The sequence below is a fragment of the Xanthocytophaga flava genome (assembly GCF_030068545.1).
Classification (GTDB): Bacteria; Bacteroidota; Bacteroidia; order Cytophagales; family 172606-1; genus Xanthocytophaga; species Xanthocytophaga flava.
Genome location: NZ_JASJOR010000033.1, coordinates 1 through 17,187, shown reverse-complemented (window position 1 = coordinate 17,187; position 17,187 = coordinate 1). Strand labels below are relative to the sequence as shown.

Genomic DNA, 17,187 nt, shown 5'->3' with positions numbered 1-17,187 from the left:
GATAAAAACAGGCAGAATCAATACCCTGTATTCTGCTCCAGGGATTCATCTACTGTAACTTCCGTGATAGGAATAGGGAGTACATATTTATTGGTATTAGTTACCCCCAACACCGCTTCAACCCGATGGGTACGTACCAGATCAAACCAACGATGTGGTTCAAAGGCAAACTCCAGACGACGTTCGTTCTCAATCGCCAGCAGAATTTCCTCCTGTGTCTGAGCAGGGCTATCCGAAAGACCTGCCCGGTCACGAATAGCGTTCAGATCATCCAGAGCATCCGCTAATTTATCCTGATGGGCACGCGCCTCTGAACGGATTAGATATAATTCAGCAATACGAATCACAAATGCAGGATCTGTGGCAGGACTTCGGTAATACATATTGCCATACCATAGTCCAGCAGTGGTTTTGGCAATCAGAGCACTGCGGTTTCCTCCCACATTTTCATCACTTACCAAAGAGATAAAGGTAGTATTGGGCGCCCATTGACGTGTTCCTCCATTGGCAGGCGGCTGCCAGTAGGTACGATGGCCATTGGTATAGGTCGAGCTATAAGCTAGTTCAAAAACAGACTCTTTTGTAGCCACAGCCTGGTTGCTGAAAAATGCACTATAAGGCTTAACCAGTTCGTAATCGGTATCCCCTATTACTTTATCAGCATACGCTTCTGCCTGAGCCCAATTTTCCTGGTAGAGGTAATAACGTGCCAGTAATGCTCTGGCTGTCTTTTGTGTAGCCCGGTAACGGTTGGTAGTATTGGTCAGCAGTGTTTCTGCCTTAGTAAGGTCAGCCAATACCTGTGCATAGGTGTCAGCAAGGGAACTACGTTTGATCCCATTTTTATCTGTAGCTGAAACAGTAGGCGTTAATACGATCTGTACACCACCCCAGGTTCTGGCGAGATCAAAATAGCATAGCCCTCTCACAAAATACGCCTCTCCCAACAAAGCATTTCGTTCTGCTTCTGTAAAAGAATCATCCGTTACAAGAGGTACTTTGGCAATAATATGATTGGCCCGGTTAATGGTTTCATAAATTCCGGACCACACAGTGGCAATGTTTCCATTATCAGATTTCACATCATGGTTAATAAAATCCTGGATAATGGATTGCGAACCTGTCCAAACAATATTATCACCAGACAGGTATCCAATAGATTGAAAGAGTGAGCCATAATAACTATCACTGGCCAGTTGACGGTACATACCCCGTGTGGCAGTTTTGGCAGAAGCTTCATCTACAATGGTCTGATCGTCTGAAACAGAACTTTGAGGCTGCACATCCAGAAAATCCTTGCAACTATTCAATGACAGAGAGAATGCGATGAGCAGAATATATCGAAAGGTATGGTTAATCTTCATAGGTAATTACTGTTTTGCAACAAGAATTAAGGTTTATAGCGTAACATTTACTCCTACCTGGATAGAACGTGGCTGAGGAGGAGTTCCTAAGTCGAGACCTTGCACAGTCTGGCTGCTGGTAACATTAGATTCCGGATCAGCACCTGTGTATTTTGTGACGATAAACAGGTTACTACCAGTTACATAGAATCTCAGTTTCTCAATTCTGACACGGGTTGTCAATTCTTTAGGCAGTGTATATCCTAATGTAACTGTAGAAAGCTTCAGGAACGAACCATCTTCCAGAAAGCGGCTGTTTTGTTCCAGCTTATAGTTATTGCCTACACTGGTCAGACGTGGCACATCTGTTACATCACCCGGCTTCTGCCAGCGTTTTAGCTGACTGGCAAACAATACCCGGTTTGCATCACGGGTTCCACCGCCTTCACCAAAGAAACGGTTCAGATTGAATACCTTATTCCCATATTGATAGGAGAAGATAATTCCTGCATCAAATCCTTTGTAGGTAATAGTATTAGATAATCCTCCGAAAAACTTAGGTACTGCATTTCCTATAATCTGACGATCAGATGCGGTGATACTACCATCCGTGTTTACATCTTGAAATACAGCTTGTCCTGTTTGTGTATCTACATATTCCTGTTTGTAAAGCCAGAAAGAATACATAGAATGTCCTTGTTCCATACGTACCCAGTTACGGTTATACATATTGATTGGTACAGGCAGTTTTTCAATCTTATTTACGTTTCCGGATATATTAAAGGAAGTTCTCCAGCTGAAATCTCCTTTGCGAATGTTTTCACTGGTAATTGCCAGTTCATATCCCTTATTGCTGATTTCACCGATATTACTGTAGTAGGAGTTAAAGCCCGTAATAGCACGAACAGGCTCTTCCAGTAACACATCCGTTGTATACTTGGAGTACACATTGAATTCTACTCCAATACGTCCATTCAGTAAGCCCAAATCCAGACCGGCATTGAACTGACGTGTTTTTTCCCATCTCAGGTTTGGATTTCCTAACTGTTGAGGGGCAGTTCCGGCCAGATCTCCACCTGTAGTGTTATCCGGATACCCACCTTCCCCTGACCATAGGCCTCTTGCAGCAAAGTTGCTGATGCCGTTTTGGTTACCAGTAATGCCATAGCTCCCACGCAATTTCAGATCGCTGATAAACTCAATATCCTTCAGGAAACTTTCTTCTTTGATTCTCCAAGCTGCTCCAATTGCAGGGAAATATCCCCAACGGTTATTGGCCCCAAAGCGGGAAGAACCGTCAGCACGTACACTCAATTCGATAAAGTATTTACTGGCATAGTTGTAATCTACCCGCCCAAAGAAGGAGGCCAGTGTACTTTTTGTCCAGCTTTGTGATGAAGTACGTGTAGAAGCTGAAGAAATCTGTTTATACGAGTTGCTTGGAAAGCCGCTACCCTGAGCGGCCGTATTGTTTTGCACATTGCTCTGCAGTGAATTTCCGATAAAGGCTCCAAAGGTATGTTGTGTACCAAAGGATTTCCGGTAGGAAAGAGTTTGCTCATTAAGCCACGTACTGTTTTGTGTCAGGGACGAAGTAGCCAGGCCATTGGTTGGAGAAGCCCCTAACTGTGTTTTGTCGTTCCAGTATTCAGACTCATCATAGTGATTATAGTCAATACCAAAGCTGCTGTGCAACTTTAGTCCAGGCAGAAGTTCTATATCTGCATACAAATTGCCAATGTAACGTAAGCTGACAGTATTTACATCATAATTATCCAGCAATACTTTCAGGTTATCAAATCCAGCCCATCTGGCAGGTGTACCATCTTCGTTGTATTCAGGCAGATATGTAGGGGTATGTAATGCCGATTGAAGCAATCCACCCTGAGGACCATCTCCTGCACGTGCCTGATTCCGGAATGAACGTGAAAGGGTATTGCTCACTCCAATCTGGACTTTATCATTGATCTGCTGATCCAGATTTACTTTAAAACTGGCTCTTTCAAAATAGATGGGTTTAATGTTCGCTTCTTGGCGGGTATAACCACCTCCTATATAATATTTTGTGGCTTTTGAGCCTCCGTTTAAAGACAGATCATAGTTTGCGACACGTCCTGTACGGAAAAGTTCATGTAGTCGGTCGTAGGTGTTTTGTTCTTCTGGCAAACCTCGTCCACCTTCTGACTTAGGCCGGAAAGGACGATTTTCATATGTTTGCTTTAGTGCAGGATTATCGATACCTGAATTAATCCAGTATTCATTGATCAGTTCGGCATGCTGAGGACCTGTAGTCAGTTTCCATAATCTGTTTTCAGGAGCCCAGGCCCAACCCTGTGAGTGGTTGAAGTTCAATTGTGGCTTTGCATTGTAATTCCCGCGTTTGGTTGTTACAATGACAACACCATTAGCCCCACGAGAACCATAAATAGCGGTAGCAGAGGCGTCTTTCAAAACTTCAATACTTTCGATATCGGCAGGGTTGATATCGGCAATAGGCGAAGTAGCTCTACCTCCGGTATTGACCGTTTGCAAACTGGTATTGTTTATAAATACTCCATCCACCACATATAACGGATCGTTGCCTGCATTAATGGAAGTAGTACCCCGTACTCGTATAAAGATTCCATCACCAGGCACGCCTGTGTTGGAGTTAATCTGCAAACCAGCAGCTTGTCCCTGCAACTGGGCATCAAAACTACCCGTGGGGATACTCTTGGTTTCGGCCGGGTTTACCTTGGTTACAGAGCCAATCAGATTTTTACGTTCCTGAGTACCATACCCCACAATGACAATCTCACTAAGTTGTTTGGTATCGGGTTCCAGTGCAATAGACAAGTTTTTCTGCTTGCCCACAGACACTTCTTTTGTTCTATATCCAATATAGGATAGAACCAATACAGCATTCTCATCTGGCACAGCAAGCGCAAACTTACCATCTGCATCAGTAGTTGTACCACTGGTAGTACCCTTAACAAGGATGGTGATACCTGGAAGGCCGTTGCCCTTTTCATCTGTAACTTTTCCTTCAATAGGAACTGCTTGATAAGCAGAAGCTTTCACAGAAAAAGAAGAGCCAGATCTACTAGGTTCGGCATGAAGAGTATTGGCACCTAGCAGGGTGACAATAAAAAGAGAGGGTGTAATTTTAGAAAATAGCTTTTCGCACAGAAAACTACTTGTAAAAGTTTTCATATCTTTAAGCGGTTTATAAGGTTAAGGGGTATCCCATGACCAAAACCAACAGAGGATCAGTGAGTGATTGGCGTTACGATACTGATCTTCGCTCAGGCTGGTAAGATTCGCGTCTTACCAGTTTCTTTGTATCATGGGAAATTTTGTATAATATATTTCTTTAATGAGAGCACGATCTCTTTAAAGTATTGTAAGTATCATTTCTAGGTATCGCTGTAAATAGACTCCATAAGATGTTGTTTTTTAAGTATATAACCTCTCCTTTTCAGCGAAAGTAATTCTGTTGTTTTCTGAATCGAACTGATTCTATAGTCAATACAAACCCAACAACTATATGCAGCATCTCCTGAAGAGCAGAAAATACTTCAAATAGTGTAAGAAGCAGCCCGATATTTTTTTCGTGTATATTACTTGTCGGAGAGATAAAATCTCTCTAAGAATGGATCAACAAGTCATTGGAAGCGCTGTATGGCTATTTTTCATACATTGGATCTATAGTCATTACTAGCTGATAGTAGTTGACGATTAACAAATTTGTGATACAAAGTTAAAGCCGCTAGAAACAAATCCAAACAATTCTCTACTTTTTTTATAGAGATACCATAATTTAATAAGGATATATGTAATATACTACTTTTTTACAAGTATGTATCCCACTAGAAATCATCTACACTAAAAGTACACATTATTTACAAAAACAATTGACAATCAAATAATTACAAATTAAAATAAACTAAACATTATCTATTTTCACTTATATATCCTATTAAAAACACTTCCTTTTTACATCAAAAATTTTTTTCTAAATCTCTACAGAAAAAGTAGAGATATAATTTGGAAATCAAAAATTAGTCTCTACATTTGCATCATCTTACTAATTAAGCACCACCGATTAATTAGTTAATTTATATAGAGGAAGGGAGAGAACAGGCTCGCAGAACTTCCAGCAACTTTCTGACCACCCGGAAACAGTGCTACGTCCTGACCTTATTGGTAAAGATAAATTAACAAAAAACAATGAATTATTTAGCAGTAATCATGCAGACAGCTTATTCTCTGTCTGACACAGGCAAGTTATATTCTTTTGCCTACTTCTCTATCTGTTCCAGCATCATTACTACTTCTCGCGGTATAGTAGACTGTAAGCCTTTTTAAATCCGGACTATTTTATCAGTTCTCACAAAGGATATTATTATTATATCTTCTATATGAAGACGGAAAGACCTATATATAAGTAATGTGTGAGCTATCTTCAGTATTTTTCCCGTTACCCTAACTACCAAACAAGATGAGTTAAGAAGATCTTCATTATTTGATTTGACTTCAGATTTGACTTTGGCGTAGAGTTTCAAATGGCTCACCCAAAGTCCAATCTTCTTTCAGTACTTCAGTTATGTATCCCTTTACAACAAAAAAGGTCTGAACGAATGTCCAGACCAGGTATCTTTCTGATGATAAAACCCGCTTATTGAGAAAGACTCTTCCGCAACTCTTCTACAAACTCTTCGGTCACATCAAAATAAGAAGCCAGTTGCTGAGTGGTCAACACCCCATCTTTCAGCAATTTCAGAATAGTTTCTCGTGTTTTTTGTTCCATTCCTTCTATCTTCCCTTCTCTAAAAAGGAAATCGTCGTCTTTTTTGATGTATGGAGTAATCGAGTCAATCATGATTTCTATAAAAGGCGTTAGTTTACGCAAGTTAGCTAATATACGTAATTGTTGCAAGTGACGTTGTAGTTCACTTTTAGAAACTGAAGTCTGGTTTATTCGCTCTACAATCCGGGCAACTGCCTCTTCCGGATGGGTATTACCAAACTTACCCAATATAGCAAACACCACTTCATCTCCTTTCTCGGAAGAGAGAAACAACTCATAGTCAATAGTAGAAAATTGGACTAACCGAAACGCATAAGACAGATCGGGTTCTTCAATACGGGTCTGCATCTTGGGTTGCTGATCGGAAAGAAAGATCACATACTGTTTTACTGACAGTTCATATTTTCGGGAGAGCATACCTCTGTATTCCAACATCCGATACACCATACCCTCTTCATCTACCAGTTGGAATTCAAGCTGCAACAAGAAAGTATAGCCTTGTTTGTCTGTAATTTTCAGGAGTTGATCAGGCCTTCTTTCTACTGTACGTTGTAGTTCCTGTGGAAGGCGTTCATAAGAAGACACCTGTATGTGAAGTACTTTTTCAATGAGTGCCAGAGTAACAGATTCCAGGTTCTCTTTGAAGATCTTATCTTACTGGTTACCTTCGTTTTTGCTACTCATATAACTATAAAAATGAAATATACAGCAAAAGTAACGAACAAAGTACAAATTACCTTATAGGTAATCATCCCATCCTTTTTACAGGTTATCTATAATATTATGCAAGTCCACCCAGAATATATTTCCAAGGCCGTTTAAAGGAGAATCAAGGATTTTCAGATAGGCAGTAGTTGAAACCGGCTTCTTAAAGTGATAGGGTTGCGAATCTCTGAAACTGGTAAAAAATAAAAATTTCCCATCAGGAGAGACCATAGGGCATTGATCCATATGTACAGAATTCAGCTTATTTCCGAGGCTTTTACCAGTTGTCCAATAGTTACCTTTACGAAAACTAATATACAGATCTCCACTTCCTATATTATCCTTACCTCCCATAGAAGTATAGATAATATAGGACTCATCAGGTGCAACAAAAGCATCAAATTCTGTTTTGTCTGTATTGATTGAATCACTTACTCCTACTGGTTTTCGGAACTGCCCATCCTCATAACGAGCAATCATCAGATCATAGCCAGTGTTTTCATTTTTAGTAGCGAAATACAGGTTTCCTCTTGCAGAAACAGAGGGATATAATTCATCATTGGATGAGTTAATCTGATTATCCAGATGTTGAGGTTCGCCAAAGGTTCCGTTCTGATAGCCAACATACCAGATATCAAAATCGGTTCTAACAGTTTTTCCTGTAACAGGTCGTGTTGAGATAAAATAAACTCCTTTGCCATCAGGAGTAAAGAACGGATCAGCATCGCTATATTGCCCTGAAAAAGAAGCAATTTCCGGAGAAGACCATTTTTCTTTTACTTTCCTACAGATGAAAATTGTATAGAACCTATTATAAAAGGTGTTGTTGGCAATTGTATATAAAAAAGCATTGCCATCTGGTGAAAAAGTACTATTATACTCGTTGTGCTGAGTGGAGATAATACCACTGGCAAATACAATAGGGATATCTTTAGGTGCTGGCAGGTTAAAGTAGGTATAGGTAGCATCATTCTTTTGTCCCAGACAAATCACACAATTCAACAATAGCAGAAAGCCTGATATAGCCATATTTATACATAGTGTCTTCATTGCTTTACTTTAAGAATAAGGGGAGAGATATTACTTATAAATGCCTTTGTGTACTGTGCACCCGGGTCAGGATCAGGATCAAGAATGGTAATTTGCATACCATACATTTTGGGACTTGTCAGTAAAGGCAGTAGCAATTGCTGTAGTTCCCGGAATGAGAGTCCATCTGCCTGCCGACTATCAACAGCTGGCATTATGTTATCATTCAACACATCTACATCAAAGTGTATATAAAAGCCATCCAGCTTATTTGTTTCTATCATTTCAATAAACTGCACAATAGTTTGTCGTATACCTGTTTTTCTTAACCGTCCCAAGGGGACATAGTGTATCTGTGAGTTAGTAATAAGCTTTTCATCCTCTATATCATGCTCTCTGTTACATACACAAAAGACATTCTTTTCCTCTATATAAGGACGCAGATTGAAAATATTGGTAAGTTTTGGATGTCCAATGCCACATACAATGGCCAGATCCATTCCAGCAGCAGCATGTGATTGTGACTGGGCAGGTGTACTATAGTCTGTATGCCCATCCAGATAAAACAGCCCAAAGCTACCCTTTTTCTTAAAGGAAATAGCACTGACAATCAGCAGGCTACAGTCGCCGCCCAATATAAGCTGAAAAGATTCGGAGTCTATCTCATTTGCCATTACCTCGCTTTGTTTGATGGCATAACTAATGATCTTATCGGCGTTAAGCACATTTGTTACAGGATCAAGTATGGTTTCATATTCCGGAGTCTCAACTCTGAGAGTTTTATCTGGATGAATAGCAGCATGAATGCCCCATTTCTTTAACCATTCCGGAAGCCTCCTTACCGCTGGCTCTCTGGCATAGGAAGATCTCGCCAATCCCAGATTGGAAGGGCACTCTATACTACTCAGCTTTTTACCTTTATGTAAAGAATCACTGTTTGTAGACATAAAAGATAGTTGGACAAGATAAAATAGATCAACCACAAAATATTTCTGATCAATAGCATATTAGACATTTCTATTTCATTAACTTTACTCTTAAAATAATCTTAGATGGTAAAATTATAACTTTACTACTCAAATAAAAATAGATGGTAAAAAATAATTTAACAGATGAAATAATTCTTTGTGGTGGAAGGCTCTGTCTTGACTTTGTAAACACTGTAAGCACCTGGACAGAAGAGTCAAAGAAAGATTATGTAGAGACCCTGAATGATCTTGTTCACTGGTGCTTACGAACGGATATTATTGAGAAGAAAGAGTATAAAAGATTATCTGCAAGAGCAGAAACGGATGAGGCCAACTTGTTTCTCAAAGAAGTGAAAGCATTCAGACAAGCATTATACACTCTGCTGTCACGTAGAAGCAACCACAAAAAGATCAGTTCTTCACATGTGTCTTTTCTGAATACAATGTTGCAGAACTATATGCCTTATATAGTTCTAGAATCATATCCAGATGTGATAAAGAGAGAATGGAAATTTCCAAAAGCAGATTTCAGAATACTATTGGCACCTATTGTATATGACGCCTATGAGTTATTGCTAAAAAATGAATCAGAGAAACTGAAAAGTTGTCCGAAATGTGGTTGGTTATTCATAGACACTACCAAAAATGGCAAACGAAAATGGTGTAGTATGCAGATGTGTGGCAGCAGTGTAAAAGCATTGGAGTGGTACCACCGCAATAAGTAGAGTCTTCGTGATTGGTAACCATCCTCAGTAAACGTTTTGACCTTAATCAGTTCACCCAATCTCTATTTTCCTACGAGCTATTGCTCTTTACTTATTCCTTACTATAATAATTACCCGCTGATATCTTGTCAGAGCAGGAGTACCGTTGTCTGTTGCTTCAAAGATCAGATGGATGGTTTGTCCGGGAATGGCATCTTTAGGAATTGTCACTTCAATTTGTTGTGATGCTGGATTAGAAATGGCAACAGAATTGGGATAACTTCCTACCTGAAACTGCCACCATTTGATAGAAACAACATTTCCATCTGGATCAGAAACTGCACCATTTAGTCTTATTTTTTCCCCTGCTCCGGCCAATATAGTAAGAGGTCCTTCAATCTTGACAACAGGTTCATGATTTGCATTGGTATATTTCGGTGTTATTGACCACTTAAGACGTGCTGCAAAATCCTGCTGAGCTGCAGGGAAGAAATTCGGGTAGCTCGCTCCATTCAGACTTTTACCAGACTGGTCAGATAGAGTCCCAAGCATTGTTGCCATAACTTGAGCAGATGTATCCGCAACCGGAAAGGAAGAGTTCTTTAACTCCTCTTCAGTAGCCTGACGTCCACTCCAGCCACCGTACGAACCTAACTCATAGGCACGAAGCCCATTCGCCAGCATATTCATAAATGTAAAAGTATCTCCTTCACCTAGCCATGACCCTTTTTCCTGAACAGGCATCCATACAACATATCCCATTTTCTTTAGTTGTTCGTTAGTATGACCTGCTACACCAAAATAATCCAGCTTATCATCTTTAACCATCTGTTTCCCATCTCCCCAAACCCTATACAACGCACCAAAGAGTCCACGAGCAGATACATTTTCCTTCATCCAGGCGGAAGTCATGTAGAGTGCATTTTCTTTCTTAGCTCCCAACTGCGCGCCATAGCCATAATTAGGACCACTTCTAAACTGCCTATATTCAATGCCAGGCCAGTTAGGTTTGATATAAAGTGCATAGGTATCGTCCTGGTCACCTGAAGGAAGCAGCACTACCTTTTTGAAAATCTTCTTTCGGATTGCATCCCATTCAGTTGTATACTCGTATTGCTCCTGAATGGATTTGAGTGCTCGCGCGATGGTACTTTGTCCACCCCAGGCTGTAATAAACAGTTGTCCAGGCTTATCATCCAGTATCAACGATTTAATCAGATCAGAACCAGGAGAATCTTTGGAAATATCTCCGTCAAACTCAATATTTCCATACCTGATTTTTGCCTTTAATTCCAATGGGATCGGATAATTGGGGTTATGCACTTTCAGGTTTGGATATACTTTCTCATACGCATCAACAGCCTCATGAATAAATCGTTCATTATCAGCCCATCGCCACGATTCACAGGGGCATAGATTCAAACCAAAACGCGTATATTCTCTTCCAGGTACGAACCATTTTGTTCCCTTGCCATCACCTTTCCAATGATATCCACTGCTTGCATAAATAAGACCTTCAATTTGCAGGTCACTACTATATAGTAGAAGGCGAATAAGAGAGTTATTGTCATCCAGTTCGGGATCGGCTGTAATTACAATACGTGGTCGTACTTGTGCTGGAGAAGGCAGTTGTGCATTTACACAGACTCCGACGAAACCACTCACGAATAACAGGATTATAGAACGGTACATAAAAATTGAGGATTTGAACCCATTTGCAACGACCTGAGGTATCTATAACTAAAGATCAAAGCCAGGTAAATATAGTAAGTTAAGCGTATGCATCCGAGCTAGACAATCTTTCTTAACCACAACCAGAATATTATATTTAGGCTAACTAACAACTATGGCTTGGCTTGGACGCTTACCTCTTAGGAAGAGGCAAATATAAACCACAGATCTTTAATACGATAACCATTGCCGATTGGTAGCAACTATAAAATTGGTAGCAACTATAAAAAAGGATGGCAGGAATTACCTATTAACAGACACAACCTTTCACATCCAGTACTCTGGCTTTCCGATGCTACTCAAAAAGAGAACTCGCCAGTAGTTGAACAAATTGGCGAGTTCTTTTCCTTTTGGTTTCAATATGAGTACTGAATCAATAATAATCGAATAAGTATAGTAGAATTGTATTTAAGTAGTTGTACACAATTAGTTTATATTAAAAGGAGAAAACTGTATTTTAAGCTCCTTTCCAATGTTGGTCATACATCGATTTACTGCATAAAAAAGTGAGTCTTTGTGCCTGTAATCATTTGGCTTTATCCATTGGGTTTTCAATTTTCTCCACACGATTTCCGCTAGATTTAACTGAGGGCAATAAGGAGGTAAAAAGAAAATAAATAAACCTCTGCTTTGCCACACCTTGAGTTGCTCTTTGCTTGAGTTGCTCTTTGACCAACTGACAACTATGAATACGTGCATTATCTAAAACTAGAAAGGTTTCCTTGGCCAAAGAGAATGAAAATCGATCGAGTTGCTCAATAATAAAGTGGCTATCTATGGTTTTCTCTGTAGTTGCCCATTGCCATTGATTATCACGTGTGATCAAACCAAAAAGATTGATTTTATATCCTTTACAGCTAGGCACACTCACTTTTTCCTCTTTGAATTGCCAACCATACGGTACATATCCCTCACTACTCACACTGGATTCATCCCCATAGTAAAGATCAATCATTTTTTGTTCAGAGAGTTTTTCCAATTCTGTCAGATAGGCTTTTTTACAGGCATACAAGTCTGGATCTACGGTTTGCTTGCATCGTTTTCGGATACGCTTGTAGGTTCCGCCAATGCTTTTAAAAAACGGCGAAAAGTAGTTTTGCTCACTGTTTTTCCACTAAGTGCTTCCCATTCGGCTTTGGCTATTTGTAAACGTTGACGTTCCCCTTGAACAATGGTTAAGATTGCTTCCTGGTCTGTTTCTTTATCAATCAGAGATTTACGACCTCGTCCTTCCTTAATTTGCAATCCTGTGATACCCTCTTTTTTATAACGTTTTAACCAGCTATTCACACTGATATGACTCATCCCTACAATTTGCCCTACATCTTTTCAATCTCGTCCTTGAGCTTTGAGCAGAATTAATTGACATCTTCTCCGAAAAGAGGCATTGGAACTAGTGTTAAATAATAACTCTAGTTCTTCTCGTTGTAATTTATTGAGTTGTGGTGTATTGACCCGTCCCATAAGGACAAAGATACTTTTTTAATATAAACTATTTATGGTTAAGTACTTAATTACAAATACTCCTGCCTATAAATGGCATGAAGCTTACTCAGCAGCGCATTTCCCTGTTCCTGAAAGCGATAGGAGGCTGGCTTGCCTTTTATGAAAAAGGCACCTGTTTCAGCATCTGACAGCTGGCGTGCGGCATCCTGCAAACGTTGCGCACCTGTACTGGCAGGAGAGAACATGAACTTTGCCACCAAGCGTAACACCAGCGGCATGCTGGTGCTGGCCGTCATTTTGCTTTGATTGCCACCGGGGTCTACACTGGCAATTCTGATTCCTTCTGTGCTTAACCAGGAAGCCACCTCCCGGGTCCAGAGCGTAAGTGCCAACTTGCTGGCAGCATACGGTCCGAAGAGCTTCTTAAAGTGGTTGGGCCGATCCAGCTCCTCTACCCGAAACTTCTTTACATACAAGGCTGCATTTGAAGAGGTATTGATCACCTTCCTGCTTCCGTTTGCCGACAGGCATTCTTTCAGCTCCATCAGCAGAATATAGGGTACCACGGTGTTTACTTCAAACTGCAGCTCGCGCCCTTGCGGGGAGAATTCGAGCGTGGCTGTACTCACGCCCGCATTGTTGAAGATGACGTCCAGGGCAGGTTTGTGCTGCTTAATGGCCTTTAAGGCCGCTTTCAGGCTTGCAAAATCACTCAGATTGGCCTGATAAATGGTAATCCTTCCATGAGCGATGGCCTGAGTGAGCACCGAGTCGTCGGTCGGAAAGGAAGAACGGATCAGGGCAATGACCTTTCCCTGCTCGGTTAGTATTTTTTTGGTCAGAGCCAGGCCTATACCTGAGTTGGCTCCTGTAATGAGTGATACCTTTTCGTTCATGGTTAAATGTATTTTACCGGATAGACGAAAGGTGTTTACAAAAGACGCAGGTTCTACCCGATTTTTTTCCGGTTTCTGGTAGTCCACCATATTGCCATACGGATCGATGCCATCTTCTTTTCAATGTATCTGTCCGAGCTAGTGCAACCAATCCTCAATCATTCATTAATATCTCCATCCAGTATCTTTAACGCTTCATTGTCTTTGGCCTGAACAATTTCTTTTTTGAGTTGAGCTTTCAGCGTTGAGATAATCTTTTCATACCCCTTCTTCCCATACAAGTTATTCAGGTTTTGTGGGTCTTTCTTAATATCATACAGTTCCCAGGCATTGTCAGGTCCATAGAATCTGGCTAACGTATATTGCTCAGTACGAATACCAAAATGAGGTGGTACATTGTGTGGCATGGGGTATTCATAATAATGATAATAAGCTGCACTCTTCCAAGAGGTTTTTTGTCCTTTTAACAGAGGTAGAAAAGATTGTCCCTGCATCTGAGCTGGAACAGAAGTTCCTGTCACGTTAAGCAGAGTAGGTGCCCAGTCAAGATTAGATACAACTGCATCTACTTTTGTCCCTGGTTTGATCACACCCGGATAACGAATGACAAAAGGGGTTTTCAGCGATTGCTCATAAATAAACCGTTTGTCAAACCATCCATGTTCGCCCAGATAAAAACCCTGATCAGAGGCATAGATTACTACTGTATTCTCTGCTAAACCATGTTGGTCCAGATAGTCGAGTAGCTTTCCAATGTTTCGGTCCAGGGATCGGGCTGTAGCCAGGTAGTCTTGCATGTAGCGTTGATATTTCCATTCTACAAGGGCTTTGCCACTCAGATTTTTCTCATCAAACTCTTTGCTGACCTTCTTTTCATAGTAGTTATAAAAGGCCGTCTTCTGTTCAGGGGTGAAGCCATTATAGGGATTGTACCCCGTTTCAGAGTCATAGTCTGCATGCACCTTCAGATCCTCTTTTAACCGCATGGTTTTATCGATAGTCATATCCTGTTTTTGTGCCGCAATACGACCTATATACTCATCGTAAAAGGTTGGAGGCAAAGGAAAGTTTACATTGTCATAATATCCCAGATCTTCGATAGCAGGTAACCACTCACGATGTGTAGCCTTATGGCCTACTACGAGGAAGAACGGTTTAACTGTATCCCGTTTGTTAAGCCATTCCTCTGAAAGCTGTGTAATAATATCTGTTACATAGCCAGTATATTTTACCTTTTCGTTTTTTGAATTGATAAAATCCGGATTGTAGTACTGGCCTTGCCCCGGTAGTACATTCAGGTAATCAAAACCATTGGGTAATGCACCTAGGTGCATCTTTCCGATCCATGCTGTTTGATAACCATTCTGCTGGAGTTGCTCTGAGAACACAGGCTGGTTGACATCAAACTGTTTCTCATTGAGTTTATACCCGTTTATATGGCTGTGTTTTCCTGTCAACAGAACGGCTCGACTTGGACCACAGATCGAATTGGTCACTACATTGTTATATAGAATGGCTCCCTGACTGGCTATACGATCAATGCTAGGCGTCTGGGCTAGCTTGCTTCCATAGGCACTAATGGCCTGATAGGCATGATCATCTGAGAGAATGAATATTACATTGGGTCGTCTTTTTTCCTGTGGAGCAGCCTTTTGTGCAAAGGCTACCGAAGTAAAGAGTATGCTTAACAAACAGAGGATACGATACATAGGTATTTTCATTTTAAGTGATTTTTTTCCTGTACAAATAAAAAGTTTTCTTAAATGTATTTTGAAATTAGTAAAGATAATGATCATGCTGTATGATATTTTTATTTACATCATGTTCCCATTGTGGTGTCGTGCTTCAAAAATAAGTTCCTTAGTAAAAGTCTGCAGGACTAAACCTATCAGATTAACTTTCCAGCAACTCAAAAAAACTACATAAAGTAGTTATGTCAATACTTCTGTAATAAATTGGGCACTTCTTATAAAGCTAAACAACTGGTTAGTAGTATATTTACTATTCAAATAGCTACATTCTGCCTGCAATCTGTGTTCAGCATTCATCCACACTAAAATCTCCGCTATACATGATGCACTCTGCACAGCCTCCTGTACCCGCCAATGAAATGGAAAGAATCATTGAGCTTTCAGAATTGGATCTGGATTATAGTAGTCTTCAGAATCAGTTTAAAGAACTGACAACTTTGGCTGCCAAGGTAGCAGGTACACATATTTCACTCATCAATCTGATTGATAGTTATACTTCCTGGACTATTGCCAATCATGGGCTGGCAGTTGAGCAACTTCCTCGTCAGGAGGTTGTCTGTCAGTATACCTTGCTGGAAGAGGAAAAGCTCGAAATCAAAGATCTATCTGCTGATGATCGTTTCAAAGATAAAGGATATGTGTCTGGTGAACTGGGACTACGGTATTACCTGGGGATTCCGCTGAAGACAGCAATGGGTAACCATATTGGATCATTGTGTGTATTGGATAAAGAAACCAAACCTCTCTCTCCTGAAAAAATAGAAATGCTAAAAATTATTGCAGGTGAGATTGTTAACCGTTTGCAGACATATAAACTCATTCATACGTTGCAGGCAACTATGAATGAAGCTGTCGAAAGTAAACTACGGGTAGCGCATGACATTCGGGGACCTATCGGGGGAATTATAGGGCTGGCTGGGATCATTTGTGAACAGGGTGATAAAAACACACTGGCAACTGTACTGAATTTTATTTCAATAATTCATAAAAGTGGAAATTCTATTCTGGAGCTGGCAAATGAAATATTGAGTACAGAAACAGCAAGGAGAAATCAGGCAAGCGTTGAAGCACATCAATTTAATCAGCTTACCTTAAAAGATAAACTGGAAAAGTTGTATACACCACAGGCAGTTAATAAAGGTATCAACTTTGTGGTCACTACCCATCATGAGACCGAAGTCATTCCGTTTCCTAAAAACAAGTTGTTACAGATCATTGGCAATTTAATTTCCAACTCTATGAAATTTACGCCAACAGGAGGCAACGTAAGTGTAGGTTTGAATGTAAAATCAGGATCAGAAGTGAATATGCTGCATTTTACAGTCCAGGATACAGGTATCGGCATGCCAGCGGATAAAGTCCAATCCATTCTGGAGGGAGAAGGCGTTTCGACCAATGGTACACAAGGTGAGCAGGGCTATGGCTTTGGGTTGGCCCTGGTAAAACATCTGGTTGATAGCCTGAAAGGGGAGATGAAAATTACTTCACAACCGAGTCATGGAACCATATTTGAAATCTTTATTCCTGATAAAAAAGCAAATTTGAATCTGGAACGATCTACTTTATCTGCATCTTTGGTATTGACGTCCTGATTTCTCAAAAAGAAGTAAATTGCTTCTGGATATCCCATAAACGGAAACTGAAAACACCCACTTATGACAGAACTTGATGGACAAATAGTCACTCAGAAGTATCTGCGGCCTGAATGCTAGACAAAATGAATAAAAGCGAAGCAGTAGTAGTTATCAATGTGTGAAAAAGAAGAAAAACTACCCCCATCGCTTTTGAACAAATTTAAGAAGGATTGCCCCAAAGCCAACAAATC

Annotated in this window: 14 protein-coding genes and 1 riboswitch; of the genes, 3 read left to right on the top strand and 11 right to left on the bottom strand. The window is 40.3% G+C overall.

Going from position 1 to position 17,187, the window contains the following annotated elements:
* Positions 1-17: 17 nt before the first annotated feature.
* Both QNI15_RS31980 and QNI15_RS31975 read right to left on the bottom strand, forming a co-directional pair.
* Positions 18-1,364: a RagB/SusD family nutrient uptake outer membrane protein gene (locus QNI15_RS31980; protein ID WP_314002706.1), complete on the bottom strand. Its 1,347-nt coding sequence runs from the start codon at positions 1,362-1,364 to the stop codon at positions 18-20.
* A gap of 33 nt (positions 1,365-1,397) precedes the next feature.
* Positions 1,398-4,535 (bottom strand): SusC/RagA family TonB-linked outer membrane protein, encoded by a 3,138-nt coding sequence (locus QNI15_RS31975; RefSeq protein ID WP_314035822.1) that lies wholly within the window; start codon positions 4,533-4,535, stop codon positions 1,398-1,400.
* A 902-nt stretch (positions 4,536-5,437) separates the two neighbouring features.
* Positions 5,438-5,541: riboswitch (SAM riboswitch) on the top strand.
* An 11-nt stretch (positions 5,542-5,552) separates the two neighbouring features.
* On the opposite strand from QNI15_RS31975, the gene QNI15_RS31970 reads away from it, so the two are divergent.
* Positions 5,553-5,690, top strand: a complete 138-nt coding sequence (locus QNI15_RS31970) for a hypothetical protein (protein ID WP_314002711.1) — start codon at positions 5,553-5,555, stop codon at positions 5,688-5,690.
* Positions 5,691-6,000: 310 nt separating this feature from the next.
* Here QNI15_RS31970 and QNI15_RS31965 read toward each other — a convergent pair whose 3' ends face one another.
* The 3 genes from QNI15_RS31965 to QNI15_RS31955 all read right to left on the bottom strand — a co-directional run bounded on the left by QNI15_RS31965 (position 6,001) and on the right by QNI15_RS31955 (position 8,813).
* Positions 6,001-6,717, bottom strand: coding sequence for a hypothetical protein (locus tag QNI15_RS31965; protein WP_314002713.1), 717 nt, complete (start codon positions 6,715-6,717; stop codon positions 6,001-6,003).
* Positions 6,718-6,894: 177 nt separating this feature from the next.
* Positions 6,895-7,887, bottom strand: a complete 993-nt coding sequence (locus QNI15_RS31960) for a hypothetical protein (protein WP_314002715.1) — start codon at positions 7,885-7,887, stop codon at positions 6,895-6,897.
* Positions 7,884-8,813 (bottom strand): arginase family protein, encoded by a 930-nt coding sequence (locus tag QNI15_RS31955; protein WP_314035820.1) that lies wholly within the window; start codon positions 8,811-8,813, stop codon positions 7,884-7,886. Before QNI15_RS31955 ends, QNI15_RS31960 begins: the two co-directional genes overlap by 4 nt.
* 143 nt (positions 8,814-8,956) lie before the next feature.
* Here QNI15_RS31955 and QNI15_RS31950 point away from each other — a divergent pair, with 143 nt between their 5' ends.
* On the top strand, positions 8,957-9,559 hold the full coding sequence (locus QNI15_RS31950; protein WP_314035818.1) for a CGNR zinc finger domain-containing protein: 603 nt from the start codon (positions 8,957-8,959) through the stop codon (positions 9,557-9,559).
* A gap of 87 nt (positions 9,560-9,646) precedes the next feature.
* Here the strand turns inward: QNI15_RS31950 and QNI15_RS31945 are convergent, their stop codons facing one another.
* From QNI15_RS31945 to QNI15_RS31925, 6 genes are all read right to left on the bottom strand, one after another.
* The gene (locus tag QNI15_RS31945) at positions 9,647-11,230 is read right to left on the bottom strand and encodes a nucleoside hydrolase-like domain-containing protein (RefSeq protein WP_314035816.1); all 1,584 of its coding nucleotides are present in this window, start codon (positions 11,228-11,230) and stop codon (positions 9,647-9,649) included.
* A 465-nt stretch (positions 11,231-11,695) separates the two neighbouring features.
* Positions 11,696-11,884, bottom strand: a complete 189-nt coding sequence (locus tag QNI15_RS39040) for a transposase (RefSeq protein WP_390902233.1) — start codon at positions 11,882-11,884, stop codon at positions 11,696-11,698.
* A complete protein-coding gene (locus QNI15_RS31940) occupies positions 11,796-12,248 on the bottom strand; it encodes a transposase (protein WP_314002724.1) in 453 nt (150 codons plus the stop codon). Before QNI15_RS31940 ends, QNI15_RS39040 begins: the two co-directional genes overlap by 89 nt.
* A 41-nt stretch (positions 12,249-12,289) precedes the next feature.
* Positions 12,290-12,574 (bottom strand): helix-turn-helix domain-containing protein, encoded by a 285-nt coding sequence (locus QNI15_RS31935; protein ID WP_314035814.1) that lies wholly within the window; start codon positions 12,572-12,574, stop codon positions 12,290-12,292.
* Positions 12,575-12,783: 209 nt separating this feature from the next.
* On the bottom strand, positions 12,784-13,611 hold the full coding sequence (locus QNI15_RS31930) for an SDR family NAD(P)-dependent oxidoreductase (protein WP_314002726.1): 828 nt from the start codon (positions 13,609-13,611) through the stop codon (positions 12,784-12,786).
* A 158-nt stretch (positions 13,612-13,769) separates the two neighbouring features.
* Entirely contained in the window at positions 13,770-15,320 is a 1,551-nt protein-coding gene (locus tag QNI15_RS31925; RefSeq protein ID WP_314035812.1) for a sulfatase family protein, read from the bottom strand.
* Positions 15,321-15,682: 362 nt separating this feature from the next.
* Between QNI15_RS31925 and QNI15_RS31920 the strand changes: the two genes are divergently transcribed.
* Positions 15,683-16,954 (top strand): GAF domain-containing sensor histidine kinase, encoded by a 1,272-nt coding sequence (locus QNI15_RS31920; RefSeq protein ID WP_314035810.1) that lies wholly within the window; start codon positions 15,683-15,685, stop codon positions 16,952-16,954.
* Positions 16,955-17,187 lie beyond the last annotated feature (233 nt).